This window comes from Pseudomonas sp. LBUM1673 (genome assembly GCF_059695645.1).
The window spans coordinates 6,161,424-6,187,581 of the sequence record NZ_CP166780.1 but is presented as its reverse complement, the minus strand read 5'-3'; the positions used below and the strand labels follow the sequence as shown (position 1 = coordinate 6,187,581).

20 protein-coding genes and 1 pseudogene are annotated in these 26,158 nt (G+C 60.7%); 11 read left to right on the top strand and 10 right to left on the bottom strand.

The features are described from left to right. Positions 1-292: 292 nt before the first annotated feature. Positions 293-1,669 (top strand): L-serine ammonia-lyase, encoded by a 1,377-nt coding sequence (locus tag ACA044_RS28345; protein WP_497444217.1) that lies wholly within the window; start codon positions 293-295, stop codon positions 1,667-1,669. A 538-nt stretch (positions 1,670-2,207) separates the two neighbouring features. Then, a complete protein-coding gene (gene gbdR / locus ACA044_RS28340) occupies positions 2,208-3,311 on the top strand; it encodes a choline metabolism transcriptional regulator GbdR (RefSeq protein WP_007907526.1) in 1,104 nt (367 codons plus the stop codon). A 114-nt stretch (positions 3,312-3,425) separates the two neighbouring features. Here the strand turns inward: gbdR and ACA044_RS28335 are convergent, their stop codons facing one another. The 6 genes from ACA044_RS28335 to choX form a co-directional block, all read right to left on the bottom strand. Further along, a complete protein-coding gene (locus tag ACA044_RS28335) occupies positions 3,426-3,689 on the bottom strand; it encodes a hypothetical protein (RefSeq protein ID WP_123359165.1) in 264 nt (87 codons plus the stop codon). 369 nt (positions 3,690-4,058) lie between these two features. Then, positions 4,059-5,222, bottom strand: a complete 1,164-nt coding sequence (locus ACA044_RS28330; RefSeq protein WP_497444216.1) for a gamma-butyrobetaine dioxygenase — start codon at positions 5,220-5,222, stop codon at positions 4,059-4,061. A gap of 13 nt (positions 5,223-5,235) precedes the next feature. Beyond that, entirely contained in the window at positions 5,236-5,712 is a 477-nt protein-coding gene (locus ACA044_RS28325; protein WP_497444215.1) for a thioesterase family protein, read from the bottom strand. 48 nt (positions 5,713-5,760) lie between these two features. Further along, positions 5,761-6,726 (bottom strand): L-carnitine dehydrogenase, encoded by a 966-nt coding sequence (locus tag ACA044_RS28320; protein WP_497444214.1) that lies wholly within the window; start codon positions 6,724-6,726, stop codon positions 5,761-5,763. Between the two features lie 200 nt (positions 6,727-6,926). Beyond that, positions 6,927-7,814 (bottom strand): 3-dehydrocarnitine:acetyl-CoA trimethylamine transferase CdhC, encoded by an 888-nt coding sequence (cdhC, locus tag ACA044_RS28315; protein ID WP_497444213.1) that lies wholly within the window; start codon positions 7,812-7,814, stop codon positions 6,927-6,929. Between the two features lie 85 nt (positions 7,815-7,899). Next, complete coding sequence (choX, locus tag ACA044_RS28310) at positions 7,900-8,844, bottom strand: choline ABC transporter substrate-binding protein (RefSeq protein ID WP_497444212.1); 945 nt, start codon at positions 8,842-8,844, stop codon at positions 7,900-7,902. Between the two features lie 193 nt (positions 8,845-9,037). Between choX and ACA044_RS28305 the strand changes: the two genes are divergently transcribed. After that, a complete protein-coding gene (locus ACA044_RS28305) occupies positions 9,038-9,985 on the top strand; it encodes a GlxA family transcriptional regulator (protein ID WP_497444211.1) in 948 nt (315 codons plus the stop codon). Positions 9,986-10,176: 191 nt separating this feature from the next. Here the strand turns inward: ACA044_RS28305 and ACA044_RS28300 are convergent, their stop codons facing one another. The 3 genes and pseudogenes from ACA044_RS28300 to ACA044_RS28290 form a co-directional block, all read right to left on the bottom strand. Further along, positions 10,177-10,593 carry a DUF3010 family protein gene (locus tag ACA044_RS28300; RefSeq protein WP_497444210.1) on the bottom strand — a complete coding sequence of 139 codons (417 nt, stop codon included), beginning with the start codon at positions 10,591-10,593 and terminating at the stop codon, positions 10,177-10,179. Positions 10,594-10,625: 32 nt separating this feature from the next. Beyond that, positions 10,626-10,859: pseudogene (locus ACA044_RS28295) on the bottom strand (helix-turn-helix domain-containing protein); the annotation flags it as partial. A 7-nt stretch (positions 10,860-10,866) separates the two neighbouring features. Further along, positions 10,867-11,268, bottom strand: a complete 402-nt coding sequence (locus tag ACA044_RS28290; protein ID WP_497444209.1) for a lysozyme inhibitor LprI family protein — start codon at positions 11,266-11,268, stop codon at positions 10,867-10,869. A 236-nt stretch (positions 11,269-11,504) separates the two neighbouring features. Between ACA044_RS28290 and ACA044_RS28285 the strand changes: the two genes are divergently transcribed. The 6 genes from ACA044_RS28285 to etfB all read left to right on the top strand — a co-directional run bounded on the left by ACA044_RS28285 (position 11,505) and on the right by etfB (position 19,429). Next, positions 11,505-12,482, top strand: a complete 978-nt coding sequence (locus tag ACA044_RS28285; RefSeq protein WP_497444208.1) for a dipeptidase — start codon at positions 11,505-11,507, stop codon at positions 12,480-12,482. 164 nt (positions 12,483-12,646) lie between these two features. Beyond that, positions 12,647-13,177, top strand: a complete 531-nt coding sequence (locus tag ACA044_RS28280) for a DUF5943 domain-containing protein (RefSeq protein ID WP_007947752.1) — start codon at positions 12,647-12,649, stop codon at positions 13,175-13,177. A 15-nt stretch (positions 13,178-13,192) separates the two neighbouring features. Next, positions 13,193-15,253 carry a dimethylglycine demethylation protein DgcA gene (gene dgcA, locus ACA044_RS28275; protein ID WP_258698727.1) on the top strand — a complete coding sequence of 687 codons (2,061 nt, stop codon included), beginning with the start codon at positions 13,193-13,195 and terminating at the stop codon, positions 15,251-15,253. A gap of 220 nt (positions 15,254-15,473) precedes the next feature. Beyond that, complete coding sequence (gene dgcB, locus ACA044_RS28270; protein WP_497444207.1) at positions 15,474-17,423, top strand: dimethylglycine demethylation protein DgcB; 1,950 nt, start codon at positions 15,474-15,476, stop codon at positions 17,421-17,423. Next, positions 17,423-18,643: an electron transfer flavoprotein subunit alpha gene (gene etfA / locus ACA044_RS28265; protein ID WP_497444206.1), complete on the top strand. Its 1,221-nt coding sequence runs from the start codon at positions 17,423-17,425 to the stop codon at positions 18,641-18,643. Before dgcB ends, etfA begins: the two co-directional genes overlap by 1 nt. 15 nt (positions 18,644-18,658) lie before the next feature. Continuing rightward, positions 18,659-19,429: an electron transfer flavoprotein subunit beta gene (gene etfB / locus ACA044_RS28260; RefSeq protein ID WP_497444205.1), complete on the top strand. Its 771-nt coding sequence runs from the start codon at positions 18,659-18,661 to the stop codon at positions 19,427-19,429. A gap of 452 nt (positions 19,430-19,881) precedes the next feature. Here the strand turns inward: etfB and ACA044_RS28255 are convergent, their stop codons facing one another. After that, positions 19,882-20,085 carry a hypothetical protein gene (locus ACA044_RS28255; RefSeq protein WP_497444204.1) on the bottom strand — a complete coding sequence of 68 codons (204 nt, stop codon included), beginning with the start codon at positions 20,083-20,085 and terminating at the stop codon, positions 19,882-19,884. 474 nt (positions 20,086-20,559) lie between these two features. On the opposite strand from ACA044_RS28255, the gene ACA044_RS28250 reads away from it, so the two are divergent. Further along, complete coding sequence (locus ACA044_RS28250) at positions 20,560-24,012, top strand: GMC family oxidoreductase N-terminal domain-containing protein (protein ID WP_497444203.1); 3,453 nt, start codon at positions 20,560-20,562, stop codon at positions 24,010-24,012. Positions 24,013-24,267: 255 nt separating this feature from the next. After that, entirely contained in the window at positions 24,268-26,136 is a 1,869-nt protein-coding gene (locus ACA044_RS28245) for a c-type cytochrome (protein WP_497444202.1), read from the top strand. Positions 26,137-26,158 lie beyond the last annotated feature (22 nt).

Below are 26,158 nucleotides of genomic sequence, written 5' to 3'. Positions count from 1 at the left end.
ACGCCTACAGGGTGCGTCGTAACCAGTACAGGGATGGTCGCATCCAGTGTCGGTGACGTCGTTTACAGCTTTTTTCAGCCCTGTTTGCCCCTCTGATCCGCAAAAAAACGGCGAAAACACAGCGTAAAAGGCCCGCGGCGTTGGTGGGCATGAGTGCGTCGGTGTGAGACGTTGAACGACATGGTAAAAGCCTGATGATGCGGCCATCTCGACGGATTGCAGCTTGAGCGTAGCAGCTCCGTCACTGGGCGCTTTTGCGCCTGGAACAGGCACATCCAGGAGTTCAGCAGTAATGGCTATCAGCGTTTTCGACCTGTTCAAAATCGGTATCGGCCCTTCCAGTTCGCACACCGTAGGGCCTATGCGCGCTGCGGCGCTGTTCGTGCAAGGTTTGCGCGAGCAGGGTCTTTTGGAACAGGTGCGGCGCGTTGAAGTTCAGCTTTATGGGTCGCTCTCGGCCACCGGCATCGGCCACGGCAGCGACAACGCGGTGATCATGGGGCTGATGGGCGAGTGGCCGGACGCGATCGATCCGTCGCAAATCGGCATCCGCATCGAGGCCCTGCGTGAGACCCACACGCTATTGCTCGACGGACGCTTGTCGATCCCGTTTATCTGGGCCCGGGACATGCGTCTGATCGACGAGAACCTGCCGTTCCACCCCAATGCCATGACTCTGATTGCCGAAAGCGATCACGGCGAGCTGCATCGCGACACCTACTATTCCATCGGCGGTGGTTTTGTCGTCGATGAGGCACAGGCTTGCAGCGGCGTGGTGGATCTGGACCGCACCGTGCTGCCTTACGACTTCTCCAGTGCCGTCGAATTGCTCAGCCTCTGCCAGCAGCACAACCTGCGCGTGGCCGAATTGATGATGGCCAACGAGAAGGTCTGGCGCAGTGAAGAAGAAATCCGCAGCGGCCTGATGAAGCTCTGGCGAGCCATGCAGGATTGTGTGGAACAAGGCCTCAAGCACGAAGGCATCCTGCCCGGTGGCCTCAATGTGCGCCGTCGCGCGGCCAAGTTGCACCGTAGCCTGCAAGAACTGAACAAGCCTAACGTGATCGGCTCGACGTTGAGCGCCATGGAGTGGGTCAACCTGTTCGCCCTGGCGGTCAACGAAGAAAATGCCGCCGGCGGGCGCATGGTCACGGCACCGACCAACGGTGCGGCGGGGATCATTCCGGCGGTGTTGCACTACTTTATGAAATTCAGCGAGGCCGTGACCGACGCCAACGTGGTCGATTACTTCCTCGGTGCCGCGGCGGTAGGGATTCTGTGCAAGAAGAACGCGTCGATCTCCGGTGCCGAAGTCGGTTGCCAGGGCGAAGTCGGTTCGGCTTGTGCCATGGCCGCAGCCGGGTTGGCGGAGATTCTCGGTGCTACACCGGAGCAGCTGTGCAACGCGGCGGAAATCGGCCTGGAACATAACCTTGGCCTGACCTGCGACCCGGTGGGCGGGCTGGTTCAGGTGCCGTGTATCGAGCGCAATGCGATTGCCGCGGTGAAAGCGATCAACGCAGCACAGATGGCGCTACGCGGCGACGGTCAGCACTTTATCTCGCTGGATCGGGTAATCCGCACCATGCGCGATACCGGTGCCGACATGCATGACAAATATAAAGAGACATCGCGGGGTGGGTTGGCGGTTAGCGCGGTTGAGTGCTGAAGCCGGGTTGACCCTGTGGCGAGGGAGCTTGCTCCCGCTCGGCTGCGCAGCAGTCGTAAAGATTTTAGGGCCGCTTCGCGCCCCAGCGGGAGCAAGCTCCCTCGCCACACCAGACCAGTCAAAACTGCGCGCAAAGTGAACACCGAAATCAAAACACGCCACGTTTTGGCGCGTCGCTTACAGATAAGCGACTTCACCCAAGTCAGGGATCCAGGCTAGCCATTACCGCCTGTCCCCCGTGCTTGCGGTGACACTCTCCCCTGGAGCGTCGCAGCCCTGTTCCCACAAGTGCTACCGATTTGCTCACACGCAACGGGGTAGAGCGTTTGCGGACCTTGATGGCACTTATAGCCTCCCCTCTCTGCGCGTCATATTTAGACGCATCGCGACGTCGTTTTCAGGAGTTATTGAACGCGCATTCAATTTAGGCATGGCAATTGCTCTGTCATTACAAAGCCCGTCTCCCACGCGAGAACGATGGCAATAAAAAGAGCCTCCGCCTGAGGCCATCACCCGCTTTGTGTGAGGAGATACCGCGATGACGACGTTCAACTCCGGGGCTCAACCCCAGAACCGTGCGCCTCAATCCATCGGCTTTTTGCTGCTGGACAATTTCACGCTGATTTCTCTGGCCTCCGCAGTCGAGCCTCTGCGCATGGCCAACCAATTGTCCGGCCGCGAGCTGTATCGCTGGACCACACTCACCGTCGATGGCGGTCAGGTCTGGGCCAGTGACGGTTTGCAGATCACCCCCGACGCCTCCATGCACAAAGCGCCGCCCCTGGACACCATCATTGTCTGCGGCGGTATCGGTATCCAGCGCACTGTGACCCGCGAGCACGTGTCGTGGCTGCAAAGCCAGGCGCGTCAGTCCCGTCGTCTCGGTGCAGTCTGCACCGGCAGCTGGGCCCTGGCGTGCGCCGGCCTGCTGGACGGTTTCGATTGCAGCGTGCACTGGGAATGCCTGGCGTCGATGCAGGAAGCTTTCCCGCGGGTAGCCATGAGTACCCGGCTGTTCACCCTCGACCGTAACCGTTTCACCAGCTCCGGCGGCACCGCACCGCTGGACATGATGCTGCACCTGATCAGCCGCGATCACGGTCGTGAACTGTCGGCCGCGATCTCGGAAATGTTTGTCTACGAACGCATCCGCAACGAGCAGGATCACCAGCGCGTGCCGCTCAAGCACATGCTCGGCACCAACCAGCCGAAGTTGCAGGAAATCGTGGCGCTGATGGAAGCCAACCTCGAAGAGCCGATCGACCTCGACGAACTGGCGGTGTACGTCGCTGTTTCGCGTCGTCAGCTGGAGCGGCTGTTCCAGAAATACCTGCACTGCTCGCCGTCGCGCTACTACCTGAAACTGCGCCTGATCCGTGCTCGGCAATTGCTCAAGCAAACGCCGATGTCGATCATCGAAGTGGCGTCAGTGTGTGGTTTCGTGTCCACGCCACACTTCTCCAAGTGCTACCGCGAATACTTCGGCATTCCGCCGCGCGATGAACGCGTAGGCTCCAACACCACGCAACAAGTGGCGATGATGCCGCTGCCGCAAGCACTGGTGCTGTCGCCGTTGTCCGGGCCGCTGTCGGCGTTGAGCCAGGCGCGCAATGAATCGACGTTTGCCAGCGTAAGGCTTTAAACCGCGCGGGCTATTGTGGCGAGGGGGCTTGCCCCCGTTCGGCTGCGTAGCAGTCGCAAAGATTTTAGGGCCGCTTCGCGACCCAACGGGGGCAAGCCCCCTCGCCACAGGCTATCAGGCGCTACGGCTCTGTTGATACTCCGCCAACGCAGGCAGCAATTGCCTGTCGATCGCCTGGCGCACGGCCGGCAGGATGGTCGCGCTGCTGGTATACATCTGCTTGACCATGGTCCGCAGCGTCATCGCCCGCTCATCGTTCAAGCCTCGCACTGCACACTCGCAAGCCTGCTCGGCTGTAGAGCCATTCGGCACTTGAAAACCCAACGACTTCAGCTGGCCCAACAGGTCTTCCTGGTCTATCAAATCGGCGTGCATCATGACGCAATCCTTCTTCAGGGAACGGTGTCGTGGCTCGATTCTGGTAGGGGCTGTGGGCGTCGGCAAGGACGATTTGTCGCAATGGCCGCAATACCTATGAACAGGTCGCTTTCGGCTAACTTGCGGACGATGGGAGTGGGCACACTGGACTCAGCTGGTTTCACGAAGGTTTGGTCACCCTCGCGCAACAGCTCCTCAACAGTACCCTCTGCCCCGATCCTGTCACGGCTTGATCGGGGCTTTTTTTGCCTGTGAATCAGAGGGTTTTGTGTTGCCTGTGCGGACGCCATCGCGGGCAAGCCACGCTCCCACAGGACTTGCGAATAACCTGTGGGAGCGTGGCTTGCCCGCGATGAACGATGACGCGGTTTATCTTTGCAACACCAAAATTCGCGACAGCAACTCATCCCGGTCGACATAACACCCCTGGAAATGCCGGGCACCTGTGGCGGGGTCGAAAGCGTTGCGCGCGTGCAGGGTGCGGCGGTTATCAAAGCACCACAGCTCGCCGGGGTTGAGCCTTTGCATCAGCCTGAACCGCCCCTCGCGGGTCATTGCAATGAAGCGACGGTAAGCGCGATAAAGCCTGGGCATTTGCTCGACTGAAGCATCGAACGGCCCGCGCAGAAAGTTCGCCATGCGGATTTCCGACACCTGCCCGAATGCATCCAGGGCGATGATCGGCGCCAGACAGCGGTAGTCGCTGTGGCGGTCCTTGTTGCGGAACTCCACGGGGATTTCACACAAGGCTTGAAACGCTTCGGGATCTTCCTCGCGCAAGGCTTCGGCGATGGCAAAACCGTCGACGAAAATGCTCTCGCCACCGTCAGCGTCATTGACCAGGCAATGCAGAAATTGCAGTCCCGGTTGCAACTCCCGGGTTGGCAGGTCGCTGTGCAGCGGCAGGTTGAAGGCGGTGTAGGCATTGCTGTCGGCATCGGCCTTCGATTGCACATTGAACAGCACGCCGAAGTTGCTCTCGCGGATGAAGGAAATCCGCTGGGCGATCAGCTTCAACGAGCCGGGTTCGGTGGGTACGCCACGCACTTGGGTCAGGCCGATATCCCGCACCGCCAGCAGCCATTGCAACAATGCGTCATTGTCGTCCATCAGTGCCTGATACTCGAACACCGGTAACTGCAAATCGCTGTTCCACAGCCTGGATTTCGGTTTGCCTGCCCGCCGCTCAGCACGGGATTCGTCGTCATAGGCATGTGCCCGCAACCAGCCCGGATCGAAGCGGCTGAGGTGCCCATCCTGCCAAGCGACGCACAGGCTGCCCTCGGCATCCACACGTGCCGTGGTGGGCATCAGGTCTTCAGCGACATCGACGACTTCCAGCACTTGTTCGCGGGTCACCGTGTAGACGCACAACGGACACGGACAGTTGTCCCGCAGCCATTGATGATGAAAGGGGCTGACGCGACCATCGGCCCACGTCACTTGAACTCGGTCCGCGAGGGTGTGCACGGCGGTCAACGCGCTGATCAACGGGTAGGTGCGGAAATCGGCAAAAGCGGCGGCGGTGTTCATGGCAATCTCCTTATTATTTTTTTGGGGGTAATGCGATCACTCGGCCAACGTAGCCAGGGGCGGGCAGGTCGGCTTGATCGGCGACGATGGCTTGCAGCTGGCTCAAGGTTTCTTCGCTGAACGGTGAGGATCGCGGCCCGGCGAGGTCGACGTGCAACAGCATTTGCTCGTTGCCGGCCAGCTCCTTGTCACCGCCCACCAGGTGCAGGCTGTGGTAGAGGTGCAGGCGTTTGCTGTCGTGGCCGATGATCTGGGTATGCACCTCAACGTCGGCATCGAGCTTCACTTCGTGCAGGTAATTGAGGTGCAGCTCGAGGGTGAACAGCGAGTTGCCGCTGGCTTCGCGGTTGTTGCTGTCCATGCCCAGTCGATCCATCAACGCGTCGGTGGCGTAGCTGAAAATCAACAGGTAGAAGGCATCGCGCAGGTGGCCGTTGTAGTCGACCCAGTCGGGGATGATTCTGGTTTGGTAGGTGGTAAGGGTGGGCATGTCGTCACATCCGAAATGGTTGAAGCCTCGCTCCTACAGGGGAGGCGTTTAGTCTGCGAAAGCCATCCCATGCTTCTCCTTGGTGGCCTTCACCGCCTCCAGCACCGCCAGCAAGCAATCATCACGATAGCGCTCCAGCGCTGAAATGCTGTGCTTGCCCAGCTGATCGCTGGTGCCATCCACCACATCATCAATCAATTTGTCGGTCAGTTCCGGCGCCGGCAGGTACGTCCACGGCAACTGCAGCGCCGGGCCGAACTGCGCCATGAAGTGCCGCATCCCCGCATCGCCGCCTGCCAGGGTGTAAGTCAGGAAGGTGCCCATGAACGACCAGCGCAGACCTGCGCCAAAACGAATTGCATCGTCGATTTCACCGGTGGTCGCCACGCCGTCGTTGACCAGGTGCAATGCCTCACGCCACAACGCTTCGAGCAGACGGTCGGCGATAAAACCCGGCACTTCCTTGCGTACGTGCAGCGGGCGCATGCCCAAGGATTCATACACTTTCATCGCGGCTTGCACCGCTTCTGGCGCAGTGTTCTTGCCCCCGACCACTTCCACCAATGGCAGCAGGTAAACCGGGTTGAACGGGTGTCCGACCACGCAGCGTTCCGGGTGGGTCGAACTCTCGTAGAACTCGCTCGGCAACAGCCCCGAAGTACTGGAACCGATCAAGGCATCAGGCTTGGCCGCCGCGCTGATTTTGCTGTGCAGTTCCAGTTTCAGCTCCAGTCGTTCCGGGGCACTTTCCTGAATGAAATCGGCGTCGCGAACGCATTCTTCGATGGTGGCGACAAAGCGCAACCGATCCTGCGACGCGCCGGGTGCCAGGCCTTGTTTTTCCAGCGCCCCCCAGGCATTGGCGACGCGCTTGCGCAGGGCTGCTTCGGCACCGGGTGCCGGGTCCCAGGCCACCACGTCGAGGCCGTGGGCGAGGGCGCGGGACACCCAACCGCTGCCGATGACACCGCTGCCCAGAGCGGCGAAGGTTTTGATATCAGTGATAAAGCTCATGGCGGCATCCTAAAAAGTTCGATGATCCAATGTGGGAGTGGGCTTATGTGGCGAGGGGGCTTGCCCCCGTTGGGTCGCGAAGCGGCCCCCGGTGCCCGTCCAGACAGACCAAATTGTCTGGTTTACGACTGCTTCGCAGCCGAACGGGGGCAAGCCCCCTCGCCACACAAGCCTCGCTCCTACAGGTATTGTGTGGGGGGTTAACCGCGCTTGGTCAGGCCCATTTTTGTGCGCCCTTCAGCCGGCGTCAGAACGCGGGCGCCGAGGCGGCTGAGGATTTGCGAGGCGCGTTCGACCAGTTGGCCGTTGGTCGCCAAAACACCCTTGTCCAGCCACAAGTTGTCTTCCAGACCGACCCGTACGTTGCCGCCCAGCAACACGGCTTGCGCCGCCATTGGCATCTGCATGCGACCGATGCCGAACCCGGCCCAGACCGCATCGGCCGGCAGATTGTCGACCATGGCTTTCATGGTGGTGGTGTCGGCCGGTGCGCCCCACGGGATGCCCAGGCACAGCTGAAACAGCGGGTTGTCGAGCAGGCCTTCCTTGATCATCTGTTTGGCGAACCACAGGTGGCCGGTGTCGAAGATTTCCAGCTCGGCCTTCACGCCCAGCTCTTGAATGCGTTTGGCGCCAGCACGCAGCTGCGCCGGGGTGGAGACGTAAATGGTGTCGCCGTCGCCGAAGTTCAGGGTGCCGCAATCCAGCGTGCAGATTTCCGGCAGCAGTTCTTCGACGTGGGCCAGACGGGTCAGCGGGCCGACCAGGTCGGTGTTGGGGCCGAACTCCATCGGGTTCTCGCCCGCGCCGATTTCCAGGTCGCCGCCCATGCCGGCGGTGAGGTTGACGATGATGTCTACGTCGGCCTCGCGGATGCGCTCCATCACTTCGCGGTACAGCGCCACGTCACGGCTGAATTTGCCGGTTTGCGGGTCGCGAACGTGGCAGTGGACCACGGTGGCGCCAGCCTTGGCGGCTTCCACGGCGGCCGCGGCGATTTGTTTCGGGGTGACCGGCACGTGTGGGCTTCTGGCGGTCGTGTCGCCAGCACCGGTGAGTGCGCAGGTGATGATGACGTCGTGGTTCATGAGGGGGTTCCTTGCAGGCATGATTTTGGGCGTGGCCATGGCGTTCGCAGCCCGGACGGGCTGCGAGGCGGAGTTCACTTCGGGTTTATTGACTGGTCAGTTTCAGATTTTCAGCCGCCGGTTTGCCGTCGAAGGTGGTCACGCCTTCGAGCCAGCGTTGCTTGTCTTGCGGGTGATCTTTCAGCCATTGCTTGGCCGATTCGAAAGCGTCCTTGTGATCCAGCAATGGCTGCATCATTCGGCTCTCGTCTTCGGCGGTGTAAGTGAGGTTGCTCAGCAGGCGGCCGATGTTCGGGCATTGCTCGGCATATTTCGGCGCGGTGACGGTCCAGACCGTGGCCATGCCTTCGTTCGGGCCCAGGGCATCTTCGCTGCCGGTGAGGTAGGTCATCTGCACGTTGACGTTCATCGGGTGCGGCGCCCAGCCGAAGAACACCACGGCTTCCTTGCGGCGCACGGCGCGATCCACCGCCGCGAGCATGCCGGCCTCGCTGGACTCGACCAACTGGAACTTGCCCAGGCCAAATTGATTCTTGGTTATCATCGCCTTGATCTGGGTGTTGGCGCCCGAACCCGGCTCGATGCCGTAGATTTTGCCGCCCAGTTCTTTTTCGAATTTGGCGATGTCGGCGAAGGTTTTCAGGCCTTTGTCGGCGAGGTAAGTCGGAACGGCGAGGGTGGCGCGGGCGTCCTTCAGGCTGGGTGCTTCAAGGACCTTGACCTGATTGGCCTCGACGAAAGGCGTGATGGTCTGCGTCATCAGCGGGTTCCAGTAACCGAGGAACAAATCCAGGCGCTGGTCGCGAATCCCGGCGAAGATGATTTGCTGGGAGGCGCTGGTCTGTTTGGTGTTGTAGCCGAGGCCATCGAGCAGGACCTGGGTCATGGCGCTGGTGGCAATGACATCGGTCCAGTTCACCACGCCCATGCGCACGTTCTGGCACGACGCAGGTTCGGCCGCCATGACGCTGGCGCTCAAGAATGCGGTACCGCTGAGTGCAAGAACACAGCTGCTGATCAGTCGTTTCATGTCGGGTTCCTCGGCAGGTCGTTATTGTGGGTTCCGGTGTCTGATGCTCCGGTGATGCCAAGTTACGCAGCAAAGGCCCTGTAAAAACGCACTGCGGCGACCAGCTCTTGCACTGCAGCGACCTGAGCGCTTGAATGCCGCTGGCAAGTGGCGTATCAACCTCCACACGCTACCCGCCAACCGAGTGCGCTCCATGTCCCAGGATTTCTACTTCTTGTTGATGCCGGGTTTTTCGGCCATCGGTTTCATCTCGGCGATCGAGCCGCTGCGGGTCGCCAATCGCTTTCGCGGCGAGCTGTACCGCTGGCACGTGTTGAGCGCTGATGGCGGGGCGGTTTTGGCCAGTAACGGCATGTCGGTCAACGCCGATGCAGCGCTGGAACCCCTGAAGAAAGGCGCGACCTTGCTGGTGGTCGCCGGTTTCGAGCCACTGAAATTCGCCACCCCGGCCCTGGAGCACTGGTTACGCCGTTTGGACAACGAAGGCGTGACCCTCGGTGCCATCGACACCGGCAGTTTCATCCTCGCTGAAGCCGGCCTGCTCGACGGTCACCGGCTGACCCTGCACTGGGAGGCCATCGACGCCTTCAAGGAATCTTATCCACAGCTCAGCGTCACCCAGGAACTGTTCGAGATCGACCGCCGGCGCATCACCTCCGCCGGCGGCACCGCCTCCATTGACCTGATGCTTGACCTTATCGGCCAGGCTCATGGCCCGGAACTGGCGATACAGGTCAGCGAGCAATTCGTACTCGGCCGCATCCGCCCGCGCAAAGACCACCAGCGCATGGAAGTCGCCACGCGGTATGGCATCAGCAACAAGAAACTGGTGCAGGTGATCGGCGAGATGGAACAGCACAGCGAACCGCCGCTCAGCACCCTGGAACTGGCGGAATCAATCAAGGTGACCCGGCGCCAGTTGGAACGCCTGTTTCGCCTGCACCTGAATGACACGCCGAGCAATTTCTATCTGCGACTGCGGCTGGAAAAGGCGCGGCAACTGCTGCGCCAGACGAACATGAGTGTGTTGGAAGTGAGTATTGCCTGCGGGTTTGAATCGCCGTCGTATTTCACCCGCAGTTATCGGGCGAGATTTGAGCGGTGCCCGCGTGAAGACCGCCGGCAAAGCCAGAAGGCCTGAAACCGACCCCCTGTAGGCGCGAGGCTTATGTGGCGAGGGGGCTTGCCCCCGTTGGGTCGCGAAGCGGCCCCAAAACCTGCCGCCGCGGTGTGTCAGCCGCACTGCATGCAATGTTTTACGACTGCTTCGCAGCCGAACGGGGGCAAGCCCCCTCGCCACAAAGCCTCGCTCCTACAGGAGATGTGTCGTTTTTACTTCTTCATTAACACCGAACACGCCGCTTTGTACGCCTCATGCTGATACTTGTTCAGCGTGGCCGGCAGTGCAAAATCGAACTTCTTGTTCTGCGCATTGATGGTCTGCGGCGACAGCAGCGTCACCTCACAATTTTCCAGTAGCTGGAAAATTCCCTCGATCTTGAACGTGGTCGGCCCACCGGCGAACTCGCCTTTCTTGCTGCGCTTCTTGATCGCGATCCGGTCGATGGAATTCTCGCGAACAAACGACGCGACCTGAGCGGCAAAGACTTTGACGTTGGCCGCTTCGTCGTCATCGTCGAGGGCGATCTTCTTGGTGTTCAGTTCAACATGGCTCAGGGCCTGGCCGTCGAGGGAGGCCACGGCGATGATTGCTTCGCTGCCTTTGATTTCGATGCCGCAGATTTTCATTTCAATCCCTTTTCCTGATGCTGGCGTTCAGCTTACAACTCTAGTTGGTTGGCGGTGATGCCAAAAGCCGCGGCAATCTTTTCACGGGTTGCCTTGCGGGGCTTGGCGACGGTCTCCTGCTGGGCGAAGGCCGGTTGGGAGATGCCCATGCGTTTGGCAACCTCATCCTGCGTAAGGTTCAGGTGTTCGCGCCAGGCGCGAATAGGGAGTGCTCCATCGACGATGCGGCTCACTACTTCGTGGGGGATCAAATAATTCTCCATTCTTATGTCTTTACTCCTGCCCAATCGACTCCAAAAACTCCGACCGCTCGTCACTCATGCGCGCCACGCAATCATTTTGCGCAATGGTGAACGCCTTGCTGCCGCTCGTCGCTGGAAACGCTTCAACCGTGCAATCGGCATCCCGGGTTTTCAGCCATTGCTGTTGCGCGGCCTTGATTTTGGCGGTGATGTCGGCCAATTGCGCCTTGTTGTTGCCGTAGCGCGTTTGCATGCGCTCGGCCAGGCTCTGATAGTTGTCGCTCAACAACTGTTCGGCGGTGGTTCTGCTGTAGGCCGAGCATTCCAGTGTCTGGATTTCGTTTTCGACGGCGTCGCAGGGGTTGTCGTCGGCCTCCTCAGCTGCTTGTACGCCAGTCGCTATCAGTGCTAACACCAGGAAGATCGATTTCATTGCGTCGCCGCCCCTTATTCCAGTAAAGCATCCAGTGATGCGGCGAATTCTGGCCCATGCGCAGGTTCTTGAACAGGTGGCCCATGACGTCCGGCGGTGACCCTTTGTCGCGGATTGACGCTTTCGGCAAACCCCCTGTCGTTTTTGCACCCGGCTGCCCCGGTCCTCAGGCATATGCTGGCCCCAAAGCGCCGGCACACGATTCGGCGCATGAATCGCTAATAGGGGACAGCCTGATGAGCCCAGCCGAATTGCACGCCGACAGCATCGTTATCGACGGGCTGATTATCGCCAAGTGGAACCGCGACCTGTTCGAAGACATGCGCAAGGGCGGTCTGACCGCGGCCAACTGCACCGTGTCGGTGTGGGAGGGTTTCCAGGCCACTATCAACAACATTGCCGCCAGTCAGAAGCTGATTCGCGAGAACAGCGACCTGGTCATCCCGGTGAAAACTACCGCGGACATCCGTCGCGCCAAGGAACAGGGCAAGACCGGGATCATTTTCGGCTTCCAGAATGCCCATGCGTTTGAAGACCAGCTCGGCTATGTCGAGATCTTCAAGCAGCTCGGCGTTGGTGTGGTGCAGATGTGCTACAACACCCAGAACCTCGTCGGCACCGGTTGCTACGAGCGTGATGGCGGCCTGTCGGGCTTCGGTCGCGAAATCGTTGCCGAGATGAACCGTGTCGGCATCATGTGCGACCTGTCCCACGTCGGCTCGAAGACCTCTGAAGAAGTCATTCTCGAATCCAAGAAGCCTGTCTGCTATTCCCACTGCCTGCCGTCGGGCCTCAAAGAGCACCCGCGCAACAAGTCCGATGAAGAGCTGAAGTTCATCGCCGACCATGGCGGTTTCGTCGGCGTGACCATGTTCGCGCCGTTCCTGGCCAAGGGCATCGATTCGACCATCGACGACTACGCCGAAGCCATCGAATACACCATGAACATCGTCGGCGAAGACGCCATCGGCATCGGCACCGACTTCACCCAGGGCCATGGCCAGGATTTCTTCGAAATGCTGACCCATGACAAGGGCTACGCCCGCCGTCTGACCAGCTTCGGCAAGATCATTAACCCGCTGGGCATCCGCACCGTAGGCGAGTTCCCGAACCTGACCGAGACCTTGCTCAAGCGCGGCCATTCCGAACGGGTGGTGCGCAAGATCATGGGCGAGAACTGGGTCAACGTCTTGAAAGACGTTTGGGGCGAGTAACCCCACAACCAACAATCTCTGTAGCAGCTGCCGAGGCACGAGGCTGCGTTGCGGTCCGCAGGACCGCCCTCGGGGGCCGCTTCGCAGCCCAACGCAGCCTCGCAGGCTCGGCAGCTGCTACGGCTACCTATCGCCTCAATACATCGAATTCCGGAGTTTTATTCATGGCCAAGATCGCCCCGCAATTGCCAATCGAAGTCGACAGCGAAACCGGTGTCTGGACCTCCGACGCCCTGCCGATGCTGTATGTGCCGCGTCATTTCTTCGTCAACAACCACATGGGCATCGAGGAAGTGCTGGGCGCCGAAGCCTACGCGGAAATCCTTTACAAGGCCGGCTACAAATCCGCCTGGCACTGGTGTGAAAAAGAAGCTGAATGCCACGGCCTGGAAGGCGTCGCGGTGTTCGAGCACTACATGAAGCGCCTGTCGCAGCGCGGCTGGGGCCTGTTCAAGATCCAGGACATCGACCTCGACAAAGGCACCGCCAGCGTCAAGCTCGAACACTCCGCGTTCGTCTACGTGTACGGCAAGGTCGGGCGCAAGGTCGACTACATGTTCACTGGCTGGTTTGCCGGTGCCATGGACCAGATTCTGCAAGCCCGCGGCAGCAAGATCCGCACCGTTGCCGAACAGGTTTACGGTGGCTCCGAAGAAGGCCACGACGACGGCCTGTTCACCGTCAAGCCGTTGTAAGTCGAGGAACCCGCCATGGCTTTCGAAGCAATGTTCCAGCCGATCCAGATCGGCAAACTGACCATCCGCAACCGCGTGCTCAGCACCGCGCACGCTGAGGTCTACGCCACCGACGGCGGCATGACCACCGACCGGTACGTCAAGTATTACGAAGAGAAAGCCAAGGGCGGGATCGGCCTGGCGATTTGCGGCGGTTCCTCCAGCGTGGCCATCGACAGCCCGCAAGGCTGGTGGAAGTCGGTCAACCTGGCCGACGACCGGATCATTCCGCACTTCCAGAACCTGGCCGATGCCATGCACAAGCATGGCGCCAAGATCATGATCCAGATTACCCACATGGGCCGACGTTCGCGCTGGGACGGCGAGCATTGGCCAACCCTGCTGTCGCCGTCGGGCATCCGTGAACCGGTGCACCGCGCGACCTGCAAAACCATCGAGCCGGAAGAAATCTGGCGGGTGATCGGCAACTACGCAAGCGCTGCGGCACGGGCCAAGGCCGGCGGCCTGGACGGCGTCGAGCTGTCTGCCGTGCACCAGCACATGATCGACCAGTTCTGGAGCCCGCGGGTCAACAAGCGTACCGATGAATGGGGCGGCAGCTTCGAAAACCGCATGCGGTTCGGCCTGGAAGTGATCAAGGCTGTGCGCAAGGAAGTCGGTCCGGACTTCTGCGTCGGCATCCGTATCTGCGGTGACGAATTCCACCCTGATGGCCTGAGCCATGAGGACATGAAGCAGATCGCCAAGTACTACGATGACACCGGCATGATCGACTTCATCGGCGTCGTGGGCTCGGGTTGCGACACCCACAACACCCTGGCCAACGTGATTCCGAACATGAGTTATCCACCGGAGCCGTTCCTGCATTTGGCCGCCGGTATCAAAGAAGTGGTGAAGGCGCCGGTGCTGCACGCGCAGAACATCAAGGACCCGAACCAGGCGACCCGTATTCTGGAAGGCGGTTACGTCGACATGGTCGGCATGACCCGCGCCCACATCGCCGACCCGCACCTGATCGCCAAGATCAAAATGGGCCAGGTTGACCAGATCAAACAGTGCGTCGGCGCCAACTACTGCATCGACCGTCAATACCAGGGCCTGGACGTCTTGTGCATCCAGAACGCCGCGACCTCCCGTGAATACATGGGCGTGCCGCACATCATCGAGAAATCGACCGGTGTGAAGCGCAAAGTCGTGGTGGTCGGTGCCGGCCCTGCCGGGATGGAAGCGGCTCGCGTGTCGGCCGAACGTGGCCACGACGTGACCCTGTTCGAGAAGAAAGAATTTATCGGCGGGCAGATCACTACCGCGTCGAAAGCGCCGCAACGGGACCAGATCGCCGGTATCACTCGTTGGTTCCAACTGGAACTGGCGCGCTTGAAAGTCGACCTGCGCCTGGGCGTGGCGGCGGATGCGGCGACCATTCTCGACCTGCGTCCGGACGTGGTGGTGCTCGCCGTCGGCGGTCATCCGTTCCTTGAGCAGAACGAGCATTGGGGCGCGGCTGAAGGTCTGGTGGTCAGCAGCTGGGACATCCTCGACGGCAAGGTTGCGCCGGGCAAGAACGTGCTGGTCTACGACACCATTTGCGAGTTCACCGGGATGTCGACCGCCGACTTCCTCGCCGACAAGGGCAGCCAGGTCGAGATCGTCACCGACGACATCAAACCGGGAGTGGCGATTGGCGGCACCTCGTTCCCGACCTACTACCGCAGCATGTACCCGAAAGAAGTGATCATGACCGGCGACATGATGCTGGAGAAGGTCTACCGCGAAGGCGACAAGCTGGTGGCGGTACTGGAAAACGAATACACCGGCGCCAAAGAGGAGCGGGTGGTGGATCAGGTGGTCGTCGAAAACGGCGTGCGTCCGGATGAAGAAATCTACTACGCGCTGAAGGAGGGCTCGCGCAACAAAGGCCAGATGGACATCGAAGCCTTGTTCGCGATCAAGCCGCAGCCTTCGCTGAGTCAGGCGGGCGACGGCTACTTGCTGTTCCGCATCGGTGACTGCGTGGCCCAGCGCAATACCCACGCGGCGATCTATGACGCGTTGCGGTTGTGCAAGGATTTCTAACGGCATCACCACATCACCTGTGGCGAGGGGGCTTGCCCCCGTTGGGCTGCGAAGCGGCCCTAATTCAACCAATGCGGTCTGTCAGGAAAAATGCATTGGCCGGATTTACGACTGCTTCGCAGCCGAACGGGGGCAAGCCCCCTCGCCACAAGTAGGTGCATAGCCTTCATCGGCACGCACATGAATCCTTGCAAGACCCCGAGGTCTTTGGGAGCTCCACATGTTGAACACCCTTCTTCCAATCCTGTTGTTCGCTGCCCTGGGCCTGGCTGTCCTGGGCGCGTTGCGGCGGGTGGCTATGTGGCGTCAGGGCCGGGCTTCGAAAGTCGACCTGATCGGCGGTCTGTTGGCCATGCCCAAACGCTACATGGTCGATTTGCACCACGTCGTCGCGCGGGACAAATACATTGCCAACACCCACGTCGCCACGGCCGGTGGTGCAGTGGCGTCCATTGTGCTGGCGATTCTGGTTCATGGTTTTGGCCTGCATAACCGCATCCTCGGTTATGCACTGCTGTTGATGTCGGCGGTGATGTTTGTCGGCGCGATCTTTATGTTCTTGCGCCGTCGCAACCCGCCGGCCCGCTTGTCCAAAGGCCCGTGGATGCGCCTGCCAAAAAGCCTGTTGGCATTCTCGGCGTCGTTCTTCCTGCTGACTCTGCCGGTTGCCGGCATCCTTCCGGAAAACTTCGGTGGTTGGGTGGTAGCTGCAATCCTCGGCGTCGGCGTGCTCTGGGGCGTGTCGGAACTGTTCTTTGGCATGACTTGGGGCGGGCCGATGAAGCACGCCTTCGCCGGTGCCCTGCACCTGGCCTGGCACCGTCGCGCCGAACGCTTTGGTGGTGGTCGTTCCACCGGTTTGAAGCCGCTGGATCTGAATGACCCGAACGCGCCACTGGGCGTGGAAAAACCCAAGGATTTCACCTGGAACCAACTGCTCGGCTTCGACGCCTGCGTGCAGTGCGGTAAATGCGAAGCTGCGTGCCCGGCGTTCGCTGCCGGCCAGCCGCTGAACCCGAAAAAACTGATTCAGGACATGGTGGTTGGCCTGGCGGGCGGTACCGACGCCAAGTTCGCTGGCAGCCCTTATCCAGGCAAAGCAATTGGCGAACACGGTGGCAATCCGCATCAACCGATCGTCAACGGTCTGGTGGACGCTGAAACCCTGTGGTCTTGCACCACTTGCCGTGCCTGCGTCGAGGAATGCCCGATGATGATCGAGCACGTTGATGCCATCGTCGACATGCGCCGCCATCTGACCCTGGAAAAAGGCGCGACCCCGAACAAGGGTGCCGAAGTCCTGGAAAACCTGATCGCCACCGATAACCCTGGCGGCTTCGCGCCGGGCGGGCGGATGAACTGGGCGGCGGATTTGAACCTGAACCTGCTCAGCGAGAAGAAATCCACCGACGTGCTGTTCTGGGTCGGCGACGGTGCCTTCGACATGCGCAACCAGCGCACCCTGCGTGCCTTCGTCAAAGTGCTGAAAGCGGCCAAGGTCGACTTCGCGGTGTTGGGTCTTGAAGAGCGAGACAGCGGTGACGTGGCACGACGCTTGGGCGACGAAGCGACTTTCCAGCTGTTGGCCAAACGCAACATCCAGACCCTGGCCAAGTACAGCTTCAACCGCATCGTCACCTGCGACCCGCACAGTTTCCACGTGCTGAAAAACGAGTACGGCGCCTTCGACGGCAACTACCTCGTGCAGCACCACAGCACTTACATGGCTGAGATCATTGGCGAAGGCGCCCTGAACCTCGGCCAGCACAAAGGCAGCAGCGTGACTTATCACGACCCGTGCTACCTCGGTCGCTACAACGGCGAATACGAGGCGCCGCGCGAAGTGCTGCGCGCCCTGGGCATCGAGATCAAGGAAATGCAACGCTCCGGTTTCCGTTCGCGCTGCTGCGGCGGCGGTGGTGGTGCGCCGATCACCGACATTCCGGGCAAGCAGCGGATCCCCGACATGCGCATGGAAGACATCCGCGAAACCGGCGCCGAACTGGTGGCCGTGGGTTGTCCACAGTGCACTGCGATGCTCGAAGGCGTGGTCGAACCGCGTCCAATGATCAAGGACATCGCCGAACTGGTGGCTGATGCGTTGCTCGAAGACGCAACGCCGGGAAAGCCATCGGCACCGGCCAAACGTGAACCTGCGGAGGTGCATTGATGAGCGACATTATCCGCCGCGACCCACGCGCCGAATGGATCGCCCGCAACCGTCTGCACCCGCTGCACGCGGCCATGCAACCGGCGCAACACAGCTGGATGGGGCCTAACGGTCTCATCCGCAAGAATCCTCACGGGATCGGTTTTATCGGCCCCAACGGCATCAAACGGATTGACCGCAGCGGCGCTCAGCAGGGTGGGGCGACCAAACGCTCAGCCGCGGTTGAAGTGCAATTGCCGCTGCATCAAGTGGCTGCACCTGCGTTCTACATCAGCGTGGTGCCGGACATGGTCGGCGGCCGCTTGAGCAGCCACGACCGCGACTTGCTTGGCCTGGCCCATCAGTTGGCCGGCAAGGACGGCGCGGTATTGGCCGTGGTCTTCGGTGAGCACAAGGAAAACGCTTTCGCTACGGCTGGCGTGGATCGCTTGCTGGTGCTTGAGGGCGACGAATTCAGCGGTTATGCACCGGAACAACGCGTCCAGGGCCTGCGGGCTGTGGATAACCAGTTCAGCCCCCGTCACTGGTTGCTGCCGGACAGCCGCAGCGGTGGTGGTGAACTCGGCCGGCGCTTTGCCGCCGCACTGGGCGAACGCCCGGCCACGCGGGTCTGGCAGGTCAAGGATCAGGAGTGCATCGGCCGCGCCGGTGCTGGGTTGCAGGATCTTGCACGGCCAGTGGCACGCTTGATTCTGGCCGCCGCCGAATGCGCCGAACCGGTCAGCGAAACCCGTCACGAAGCCTTGCCGGTGGAGTTATCCACAGCTGTGGCGCGCAGTTTGTCGCGGATCGAGGATCTGGGCGCCGTGGCGGTGGACCCGGCAGCGATTCCGATGGCCGAAGCGGAGTTCATCTTCTCCGGCGGCAACGGGGTCAAGGACTGGGGACTTTTCCACAGGACGGCCGAAGCGTTGGGCGCGACCGAAGGTGCGTCGCGTGTGGCGGTGGACGATGGTTTCATGGCCCGCGACCGTCAGGTCGGTGCGTCCGGCACTTGGGTCACGGCACGGGTTTACGTGGCGGTGGGCATTTCCGGAGCGATCCAGCACCTGCAAGGCATCGGTGCCTGCGACAAGGTGGTGGCGATCAACCTCGATCCGGGTTGCGACATGATCAAACGGGCCGACCTGTCGGTGATCGGCGAGAGCGCCGAGATTCTTCAAGCCTTGATCGATGCGGTAGCGGCTTACCGCAATGAAGCCAAGCGCGATGCGGCTTAAGGAAAGGAAAGGGTTATGAGCACGAAAATCATCAGCCTGGTGTCCATCGGCGCCCACCCGACCTCCGGCCGGCCACGCCGCGCCGAGCAGGATGCGCGGGCGGTTGAACTGGGTTTGCAACTGGCTGGGGACAACCTGCAAGTGCTGCATGCCGGCGACGTCGCGGAACCGGCACTGCGCGCTTATCTGGGTATGGGCCTGGAGCAGTTGCATGTGCTGGAGCAACCGGTCGGCGCGGATGCGTTGCCGGCGTTGACGGCTTATTTGCGTGACGCCGGGGCGCAGGTGGTGCTGACCGGTAGTCAGGCGGAAACCGGTGAAGGCTCGGGCATGTTGCCATTCCTGTTGGCCGAAAGCCTCGGTTGGCCGCTGGTGGTGGGTTTGGCCCAGGTCGAATCCATCGACGGTGGTTCGGCGCTGGTGCTGCAGGCCTTGCCTCGCGGCCAGCGCCGTCGCTTGAAAGTACGCCTGCCGTTTCTGGCGACTGTGGATAACGCCGCGCCCAAGCCTCGGCAGAGTGCCTATGGCCCGGCGCGGCGCGGGGTGTTGCAGGCGGATGAAGTCGAAGTGATCGACGATGACCTGCTGGCGGTCGCTACATTGCAACCGGCCAAGCCACGGCCCAAACGCTTGAAAGTGATCAAGGCCAAGAGCGGGGCGGACCGCATGAAGGCCGCCACAGCCAAGGCCAGTGGCGGCGGCGGGCAGGTGCTCAAGGGTGTGACTGCGCAGGCGGGTGCCGAGGCTATCCTTAAACTGCTGATTGAAGAAGGTGTCGTCCGCTAAGCCTTGAATCAACGCAAAACCTATGGGAGCGGGCTTGCTCGCGAAAGCGGAGTGTCAGACGACATTGATGTTGAATGTCAGTCCCCTTTCGCGAGCAAGCCCGCTCCCACATTGTTTTGTGCCTATATTCAGAGTGGTTACCCACAATAGCTGTTAGCGCTTCTGTGGATAACATGTTCACCCCTCGCTACACCCCATACCAATCAAGCCCTCTAGCCCTCCGTACAAAAAACAACCATCCTAACCCACGGTTTTTTCGAGCTTTTTCCACAGAGTGACGTCGCTCACAGACCGATACTTGCCCCCAATCTCTGTTGGCGCTTCTGTGGATAAGATGTTCGCTGTCCGCTACAGGCCATATAGATCACGGCTTTCAGTGGGTTGATCAAATATTGTTCAATTCGGCGTTTTCCCTCGCTAATCCTCCCGAAAACCCCGAATCCTCGCGGGTTTCAGCGGTTTTCCACAGATCCCGCAAAGTTGCCCCCAAAGTCTGTTGGTGCTTCTGTGGATAAGGTGTTCGCCATCCCCTGCACGCCATGTAAAACGTGGCCTGCAAACTTCTGATTAAAAAACAACCAGTGCCTGGATAAAACCCTGCTTCTGGATAAGTCACGGTTTTTCTTCGGTTTTTGTGAAGAAATTTCGCCTGTCATCCACAGTTGTCCCCATTAGCTGTGGGTGGAGATGTGGATAACTTGTTCGCTGAACCCTGCAAGCCACGGCCCGCATAGGCTGGAACGCGATAGATCAGATTTCATACAGTTCTAAGGCACTTCCTTGACTTCGATCTGTCGCCTGTCTTCACTCAGAAGCGCAAGGACCACCGTCACTTATCCACATTTGGTTCAGGGAGAACGCGTGATGGATAGCCAGCTACATCGCTCGCAGCCGCATTCGCACCCCAGCCCCTGCATGACCTGTGTTCCGATACCCACCACCTTGCTGCGAAAGCGGATTCACCGTCGCGCCGCCAATCAGCGCGCTCGTCTATAGCGCCTGCCCCCCTTTTCCCATGCCATAACGCAGCTGCCATTGAGGCCCGACCGTGCCCGATGACCAGGTGTTCGTTCGTCTACCGATTGCAGGCAACCGCAGAGTTGCCCATCTGCCCTGAGAGGAAATGACCCATGACACGGATCGCCACGTCCATCAGCGATATCAAGGAACATTACGATGTGATCGTCATCGGCTCCGGCTACGGCGGGGGGATCGCGGCGTCGCGCTTGTCCCGGGCTGGCAAGCGGGTGTGCCTGCTGGAGCGAGGCCGGGAAATCCAGCCTGGCGAATACCCCAATACGATGTTGGCGGCCACCGAAGAACTGCAAGTTCATGACCCGGACGGGCACATCGGTTCGCGCACCGGGCTGTTCGACCTGCACGTCAATGCCCAGCAGAACGTGGTGGTCGGTTGCGGCCTGGGCGGTACGTCGTTGATCAACGCCAACGTCGCCCTGGAACCGGAACCCGGCGTGTTCGACGATCCGCGCTGGCCACTGGCGGTGCGCGAGCATCGCGACACCTTGCTCAAGGACGGTTATGCCCGGGCTCGGGAGATGCTCAAGCCCAATCCCTACCCAAACACCTCGCCGGTGCTGCCGAAACTGGAGGCCAATAAAAAATCGGCCGACTACCTCAAGCAAGGCGCGCATTTCTACAAACCGCCGATCAACGTGACCTTCGACAAACTGCCGAACAATCTCAACCACGTCGGCGTCGAGCAATTACCGTGCAATCACTGCGGCGACTGCGTGTCGGGCTGTAACAACAAGGCCAAGAACACCACGTTGATGAATTACCTGCCGGATGCCTGGAACCATGGCGCAGAGATTTTCTGCCAGGCCGAGGTGCGGCATCTGGAGCGCGATGGCGACGGCTGGATTGTGCATTTCCAATACCTGGACAGCGGCCGCGAGAAGTTCTCCGCGCCGACGCTGTTCGTCAAGGCTGACATTGTCGTGGTATCGGCGGGCACCCTGGGTTCCACGGAAATCCTCCTGCGTTCTCGGGACAAAGGCCTTTCGACGTCCAATCAGCTCGGCGAGAACATGAGCGGCAACGGCGACATCCTCGGTTTCGGCCACAACTGCGACCAAGCGATCAACGGCATCGGTTTCGGCGCGCATCCGGCCAATGAAATGAAACCGGTAGGCCCGTGCATCACGTCGATCATCGACATGCGCACTGAAGGCGACTGGCGCAGCCGCATGGTCATCGAGGAAGGCTCGATCCCCGGTGCTCTCGGCCGGCCCATGGTGCCGAGCATGGCCGCGTTCGCCGGGTTGATCGGCAAGCCCACCGATGACAGCTTCAGCGGCAAGCTCAAGTACGCGGAGCGCGAAACCGAAAGCTTCCTGCGCGGCCCGTATCACGGCGCCCTGCATAACATGCAGACCTACCTGATCATGAGTCACGACGACGGCAAGGGTCGCATGGTGCTCGACAGCAAGGATCAGCTGCGCATCGACTGGCCAGGCGTTGGCGAGCAAGAAAACGTCAAACTCGGTAACGAGCGGCTACACCAGAGCACCAAGGCCTTGGGCGGGATCTGGGTCGAGAACCCGATCTGGACCGAGCTGCTCAAACACAGCATTGTTTCCGTTCACCCGTTGGGCGGTTGCGTCATGGGCGAGGACGCGGTGCAGGGCGTGGTCAACCACAAGGGCCAGGTGTTCAGTGGCGTCAACGGCACCGATGTCTATGCCGGGTTGTACGTGACCGACGGCGCGGTGATTCCGACCTCCCTGGCGGTCAATCCGCTGCTGACCATCTCCGCCGTGAGTGAGCGCAACATGGGCCTGCTGGCCGCCGATCGCGGTTGGCACATCGACTACACGCTGCCCTCGGCGCCGCGCAAACAGGTAGCACCGCCGACCCTTGGCGTGCAGTTCACCGAAACCATGAAGGGCTATTTCTCCAAAGACTTCACCCAGCCTCAGGGCACCGATCTCAAACTCTACGAGGCGGCGGCCAAACGCGGCGAGTCGGACAACTCGCCGATCGAGTTCACCCTGACCATCACCGCCAACGACCTCAACCGCATGATCAAGGAGCCGGAACACGCTGCGACGCTGGTCGGCACCCTGAATGCGCCGGGCCTGTCGCCGGAACCGCTGACCGCCAGCAACGGCGTGTTCAACCTGTTCGAGGAATATCAGGAACAGGTTGGCGTGCGGCACATGAACTACGACATGAAGCTGACCGCCGAGGACGGCAGCGATTATTACTTCAGCGCGTTCAAAACCGTGCCCGAAGACAACGGCGTGCTGAACGTCTGGCACGACACCAGCACCCTCTACGTGACGCTGTACCGCGGGCCGGACAACACCGGCGAAGTCATCGGCTCAGGCGTGATGCACATCCTCCCGACCGACTTCGCCAAGCAGATGACCACCATGAAGGTGCTCAATGCCCGCAACGAACGCGAGCGCGTCGAAGGGCTGGCGCGGTTCGGCAAGTTCTTCGCCGGCATTCTGTGGGAGAGCTACGGCGGGGTATTCGCTGGCGACATCTACTTCAACCCCGATGCGCCGCCCCGGCAGAAGCGGCCGCTGGATACGCCAACCCCGAGTGTGCATTTCTTCCAGACCGAAGACAGCGTCCAGCTACGCCTGACCCGCTATCAGGCCGGCAGTAAAGGGCCGGTAATGTTGGTGCATGGCTTGGGTGTGGGCTCGAATATTTTCTCCACCGACACCATCCAGACCAACCTGCTGGAGTACTTGTGCAAGCACGAGTACGACATTTGGCTGCTGGATTTGCGGGTGAGCATTCTGTTGCCCGCGAGCAAGAAGGAGTGGAACGGCGACCAGATTGCGCAGTACGACTTCAAGGCCGCCATCGAGCAGATCCAGCAGGTAACCAAGGCGGCGGACGTGCAATGCGTGGTGCATTGCTACGGAGCGACGACTTTCTTCATGTCGCTGCTGGCCGGGTTGCAGGGGGTGCGTTCGGTGGTGTGTTCGCAGATCGCGGCGGATACGGTGGTCGCCACGGCAACGGGGCTCAAGGCTGGCCTGCACCTTCCGGGGATGCTCGACGCCATCGGCATCAAATCCCTTACCGCGTATGCGGACAACAAGGAGAGCTGGTTTAACAAGCTCTACGACAAGGCCCTCAACGGCTACGCCCGCATCGAGGCTCAGGGCTACTGCACCAATCCGGTGTGCCATCGCATCACCTTCATGTACGCGTCGCTGTACCGCCACGACACGCTCAACGACACCCTGCACGACAACCTGCACGAGCTGTTCGGCGAGTCGAACATGCAGACCTTCGAGCACCTGGCGCTGATCCTGCGCAAAGGCCATCTGGTGGACTTCAAGGGCCAGGACGTCTACATGCCGCACTTCGACCGGCTGACCATGCCGATCTGCTTCATCAGCGGCGAAGACAACCAGTGCTACCTGCCCGAAAGCACGCTCAAGACCTATGAGCGCGTGTGCAACGCCCATGGGCCGGAGCGCTACAGCCGGCATGTGGTGCCGGGTTACGGGCATATCGACTGCATGTTCGGCAAGAATGCGGTGGTCGATGTGTACCCGATCATCCTGCAACACCTGGAGAAAACGGCCCTCGGCTAGCACTGCTTACCTGTGGCCTGAGGCGCTTATTGTGGAGAAGGGGCTTGCCTGTGGCGAGGGGGCTTGCCCCCGTTGGGCCGCGAAGCGGCCCCATATCGGCAAATGCGGTCATTCAGGAAAACCGCGATTGCAGGTTTCACGACTGCTTCGTAGCCGAACGGGGGCGAGCCCCCTCGCCACAAAAGTCTCTAGCCACAGGTATGTGCCCACTCAAGATTTTTGTTGGTGGATTGGGACAAAAAGGAAATGGATGCTATGGACAGTTACATCCGCTGGTTTCAACGCTTCATCTGGCTAGGCATTGTGATGAACATGGTCTTTGCGATTCCGGCGCTGTTTGCGCCGGCATTGCTGACCTCGATGCTCGGAATGGCGCCGCAACTCTCCGACCCATGGCTGGAAAATGCCGGCATGCTGCTGGTGGGGATCAGCCTGTTCTACATGCCGTCAGGCTTCAACGCACCGCGATACGTCGTGCATTCGTGGCTCTGCGTGTTGTCGCGATTGATCGCCGTGGCGTTCTGGATCTACCTGATCAACACCAGCAACCAGGCCCAGGTGTTCGTGCCGATGCTGCTGGGTGATCTGAGCATGTTCCTGATCCTCGGCGTTCTGCTGTACCTGGGCAGCGCACCGGCCAATCGGCCCTTGGCGTTGCTTCGTGACGGCTGGCGTGAGTGGCGCGCAGCCTGGGCGCGACGCTGGCAGCGGCACAGCTTCAAGGTCGCCACGCTGGTCGTGGTACTGGCGCTGGGGTTTATCGGTTACGAAACCTGGTACCAGATGCTGCGGGTGGTGCCGGCCGAGCAATACGCCTCCGATGAGGACCACTACAAGTACGGCGCCATCGGCCTGGGCATCGAAGCGCGGATTCCCTATTACCTGTTCGCCGTGTTGCCGCAGATGTGTCCGGATAAACTGCCGAAACCCGGCGGCTACGAAGTCTTCGGTTTCCTCTACGAGAACGGTAAGGACTTGCCCATCGGCATGGCCAAGCGGCAGATCGGCTACCCGACCGTGGAGCCCAACTGCGCCCTGTGCCACACCGGTTCCTACCGGGCCAATACCAGCGACGTCGCCATCCCGGTGGCCACCGCGCCGGCCAACACCCTGCAACTGCAGGCCTTCCAGTGGTTCGCCTACGATTGCGCGAGCGACCCGAAATTCACCACCGACGCGGTGATGACGGCGATCAACAGCAAGTTCCAGCTCGGGTTCTTCGAGCGTCTGTACAACCGTTATCTGATCATCCCGATGGCCACGAGCGCGCTGATCAAGCAGAAGCAGTCCTATGCCTGGCAGCAACTGCGCGCACCGCAAGGGCCGGGGCGCACCGACACCTTCAACCCGACGAAAATGGTGGTGTTCGGCTTCCCGGATGACTCGACTATCGGCACCGTCGACTTGCCGCAAGTGTGGAACCAGAAACCCCGAGAGTCGCTGTACCTGCACTGGGACGGCAACAACAACGACATCCATGAGCGCAACTACGCGGCGGCCATGGCCGTGGGCGCGACGCCGGAGTCGGTGCTGCCGGCCAGTTTCAATCGGGTGACCAACTGGCTGCTGGGCCACAAAGCACCGGCCTGGCCGTTCGCGCTGGACCAAGCCAAGGCCGCCCGGGGCAGGCCGGTCTGGGAAAACAATTGCGCCGGTTGCCATGATTTCGGCCGTACCGACACCGGTCAGGTCACCACCAACATCGAAGAGCTGGGCACCGATCCCCATCGGCTGAACTCGTTCACCACAGGTTTAGTGACGGCTTTCCATGGCTTCAAGAAATCGCCGTTCGACTTTGGCGCCTATCGCAAGACCCAGAGCTACAGCAACACACCCACCGACGGCGTCTGGTTGCGCGCGCCGTACTTGCACAATGGTTCGGTACCGACCCTGTGGGATTTGCTGCAACCACCGGAAAAGAGACCGATGGTGTTCTTCACCGGCTCCGATGTGTACGACCAGGACAAGGTCGGCTTCGTCACCAGTGGCGAGCAAATGAAAGCCTCGGCGGACTTCAAATACGACACCCGTCTGGAGGGTAACCACAACGGTGGTCACCTGTACGGCACGCAGCTGTCGGAACTCGATAAGCGGGCGCTCATCGAGTTCATGAAAACCCTGTAATTCCACTACGGATGGAGGAAGA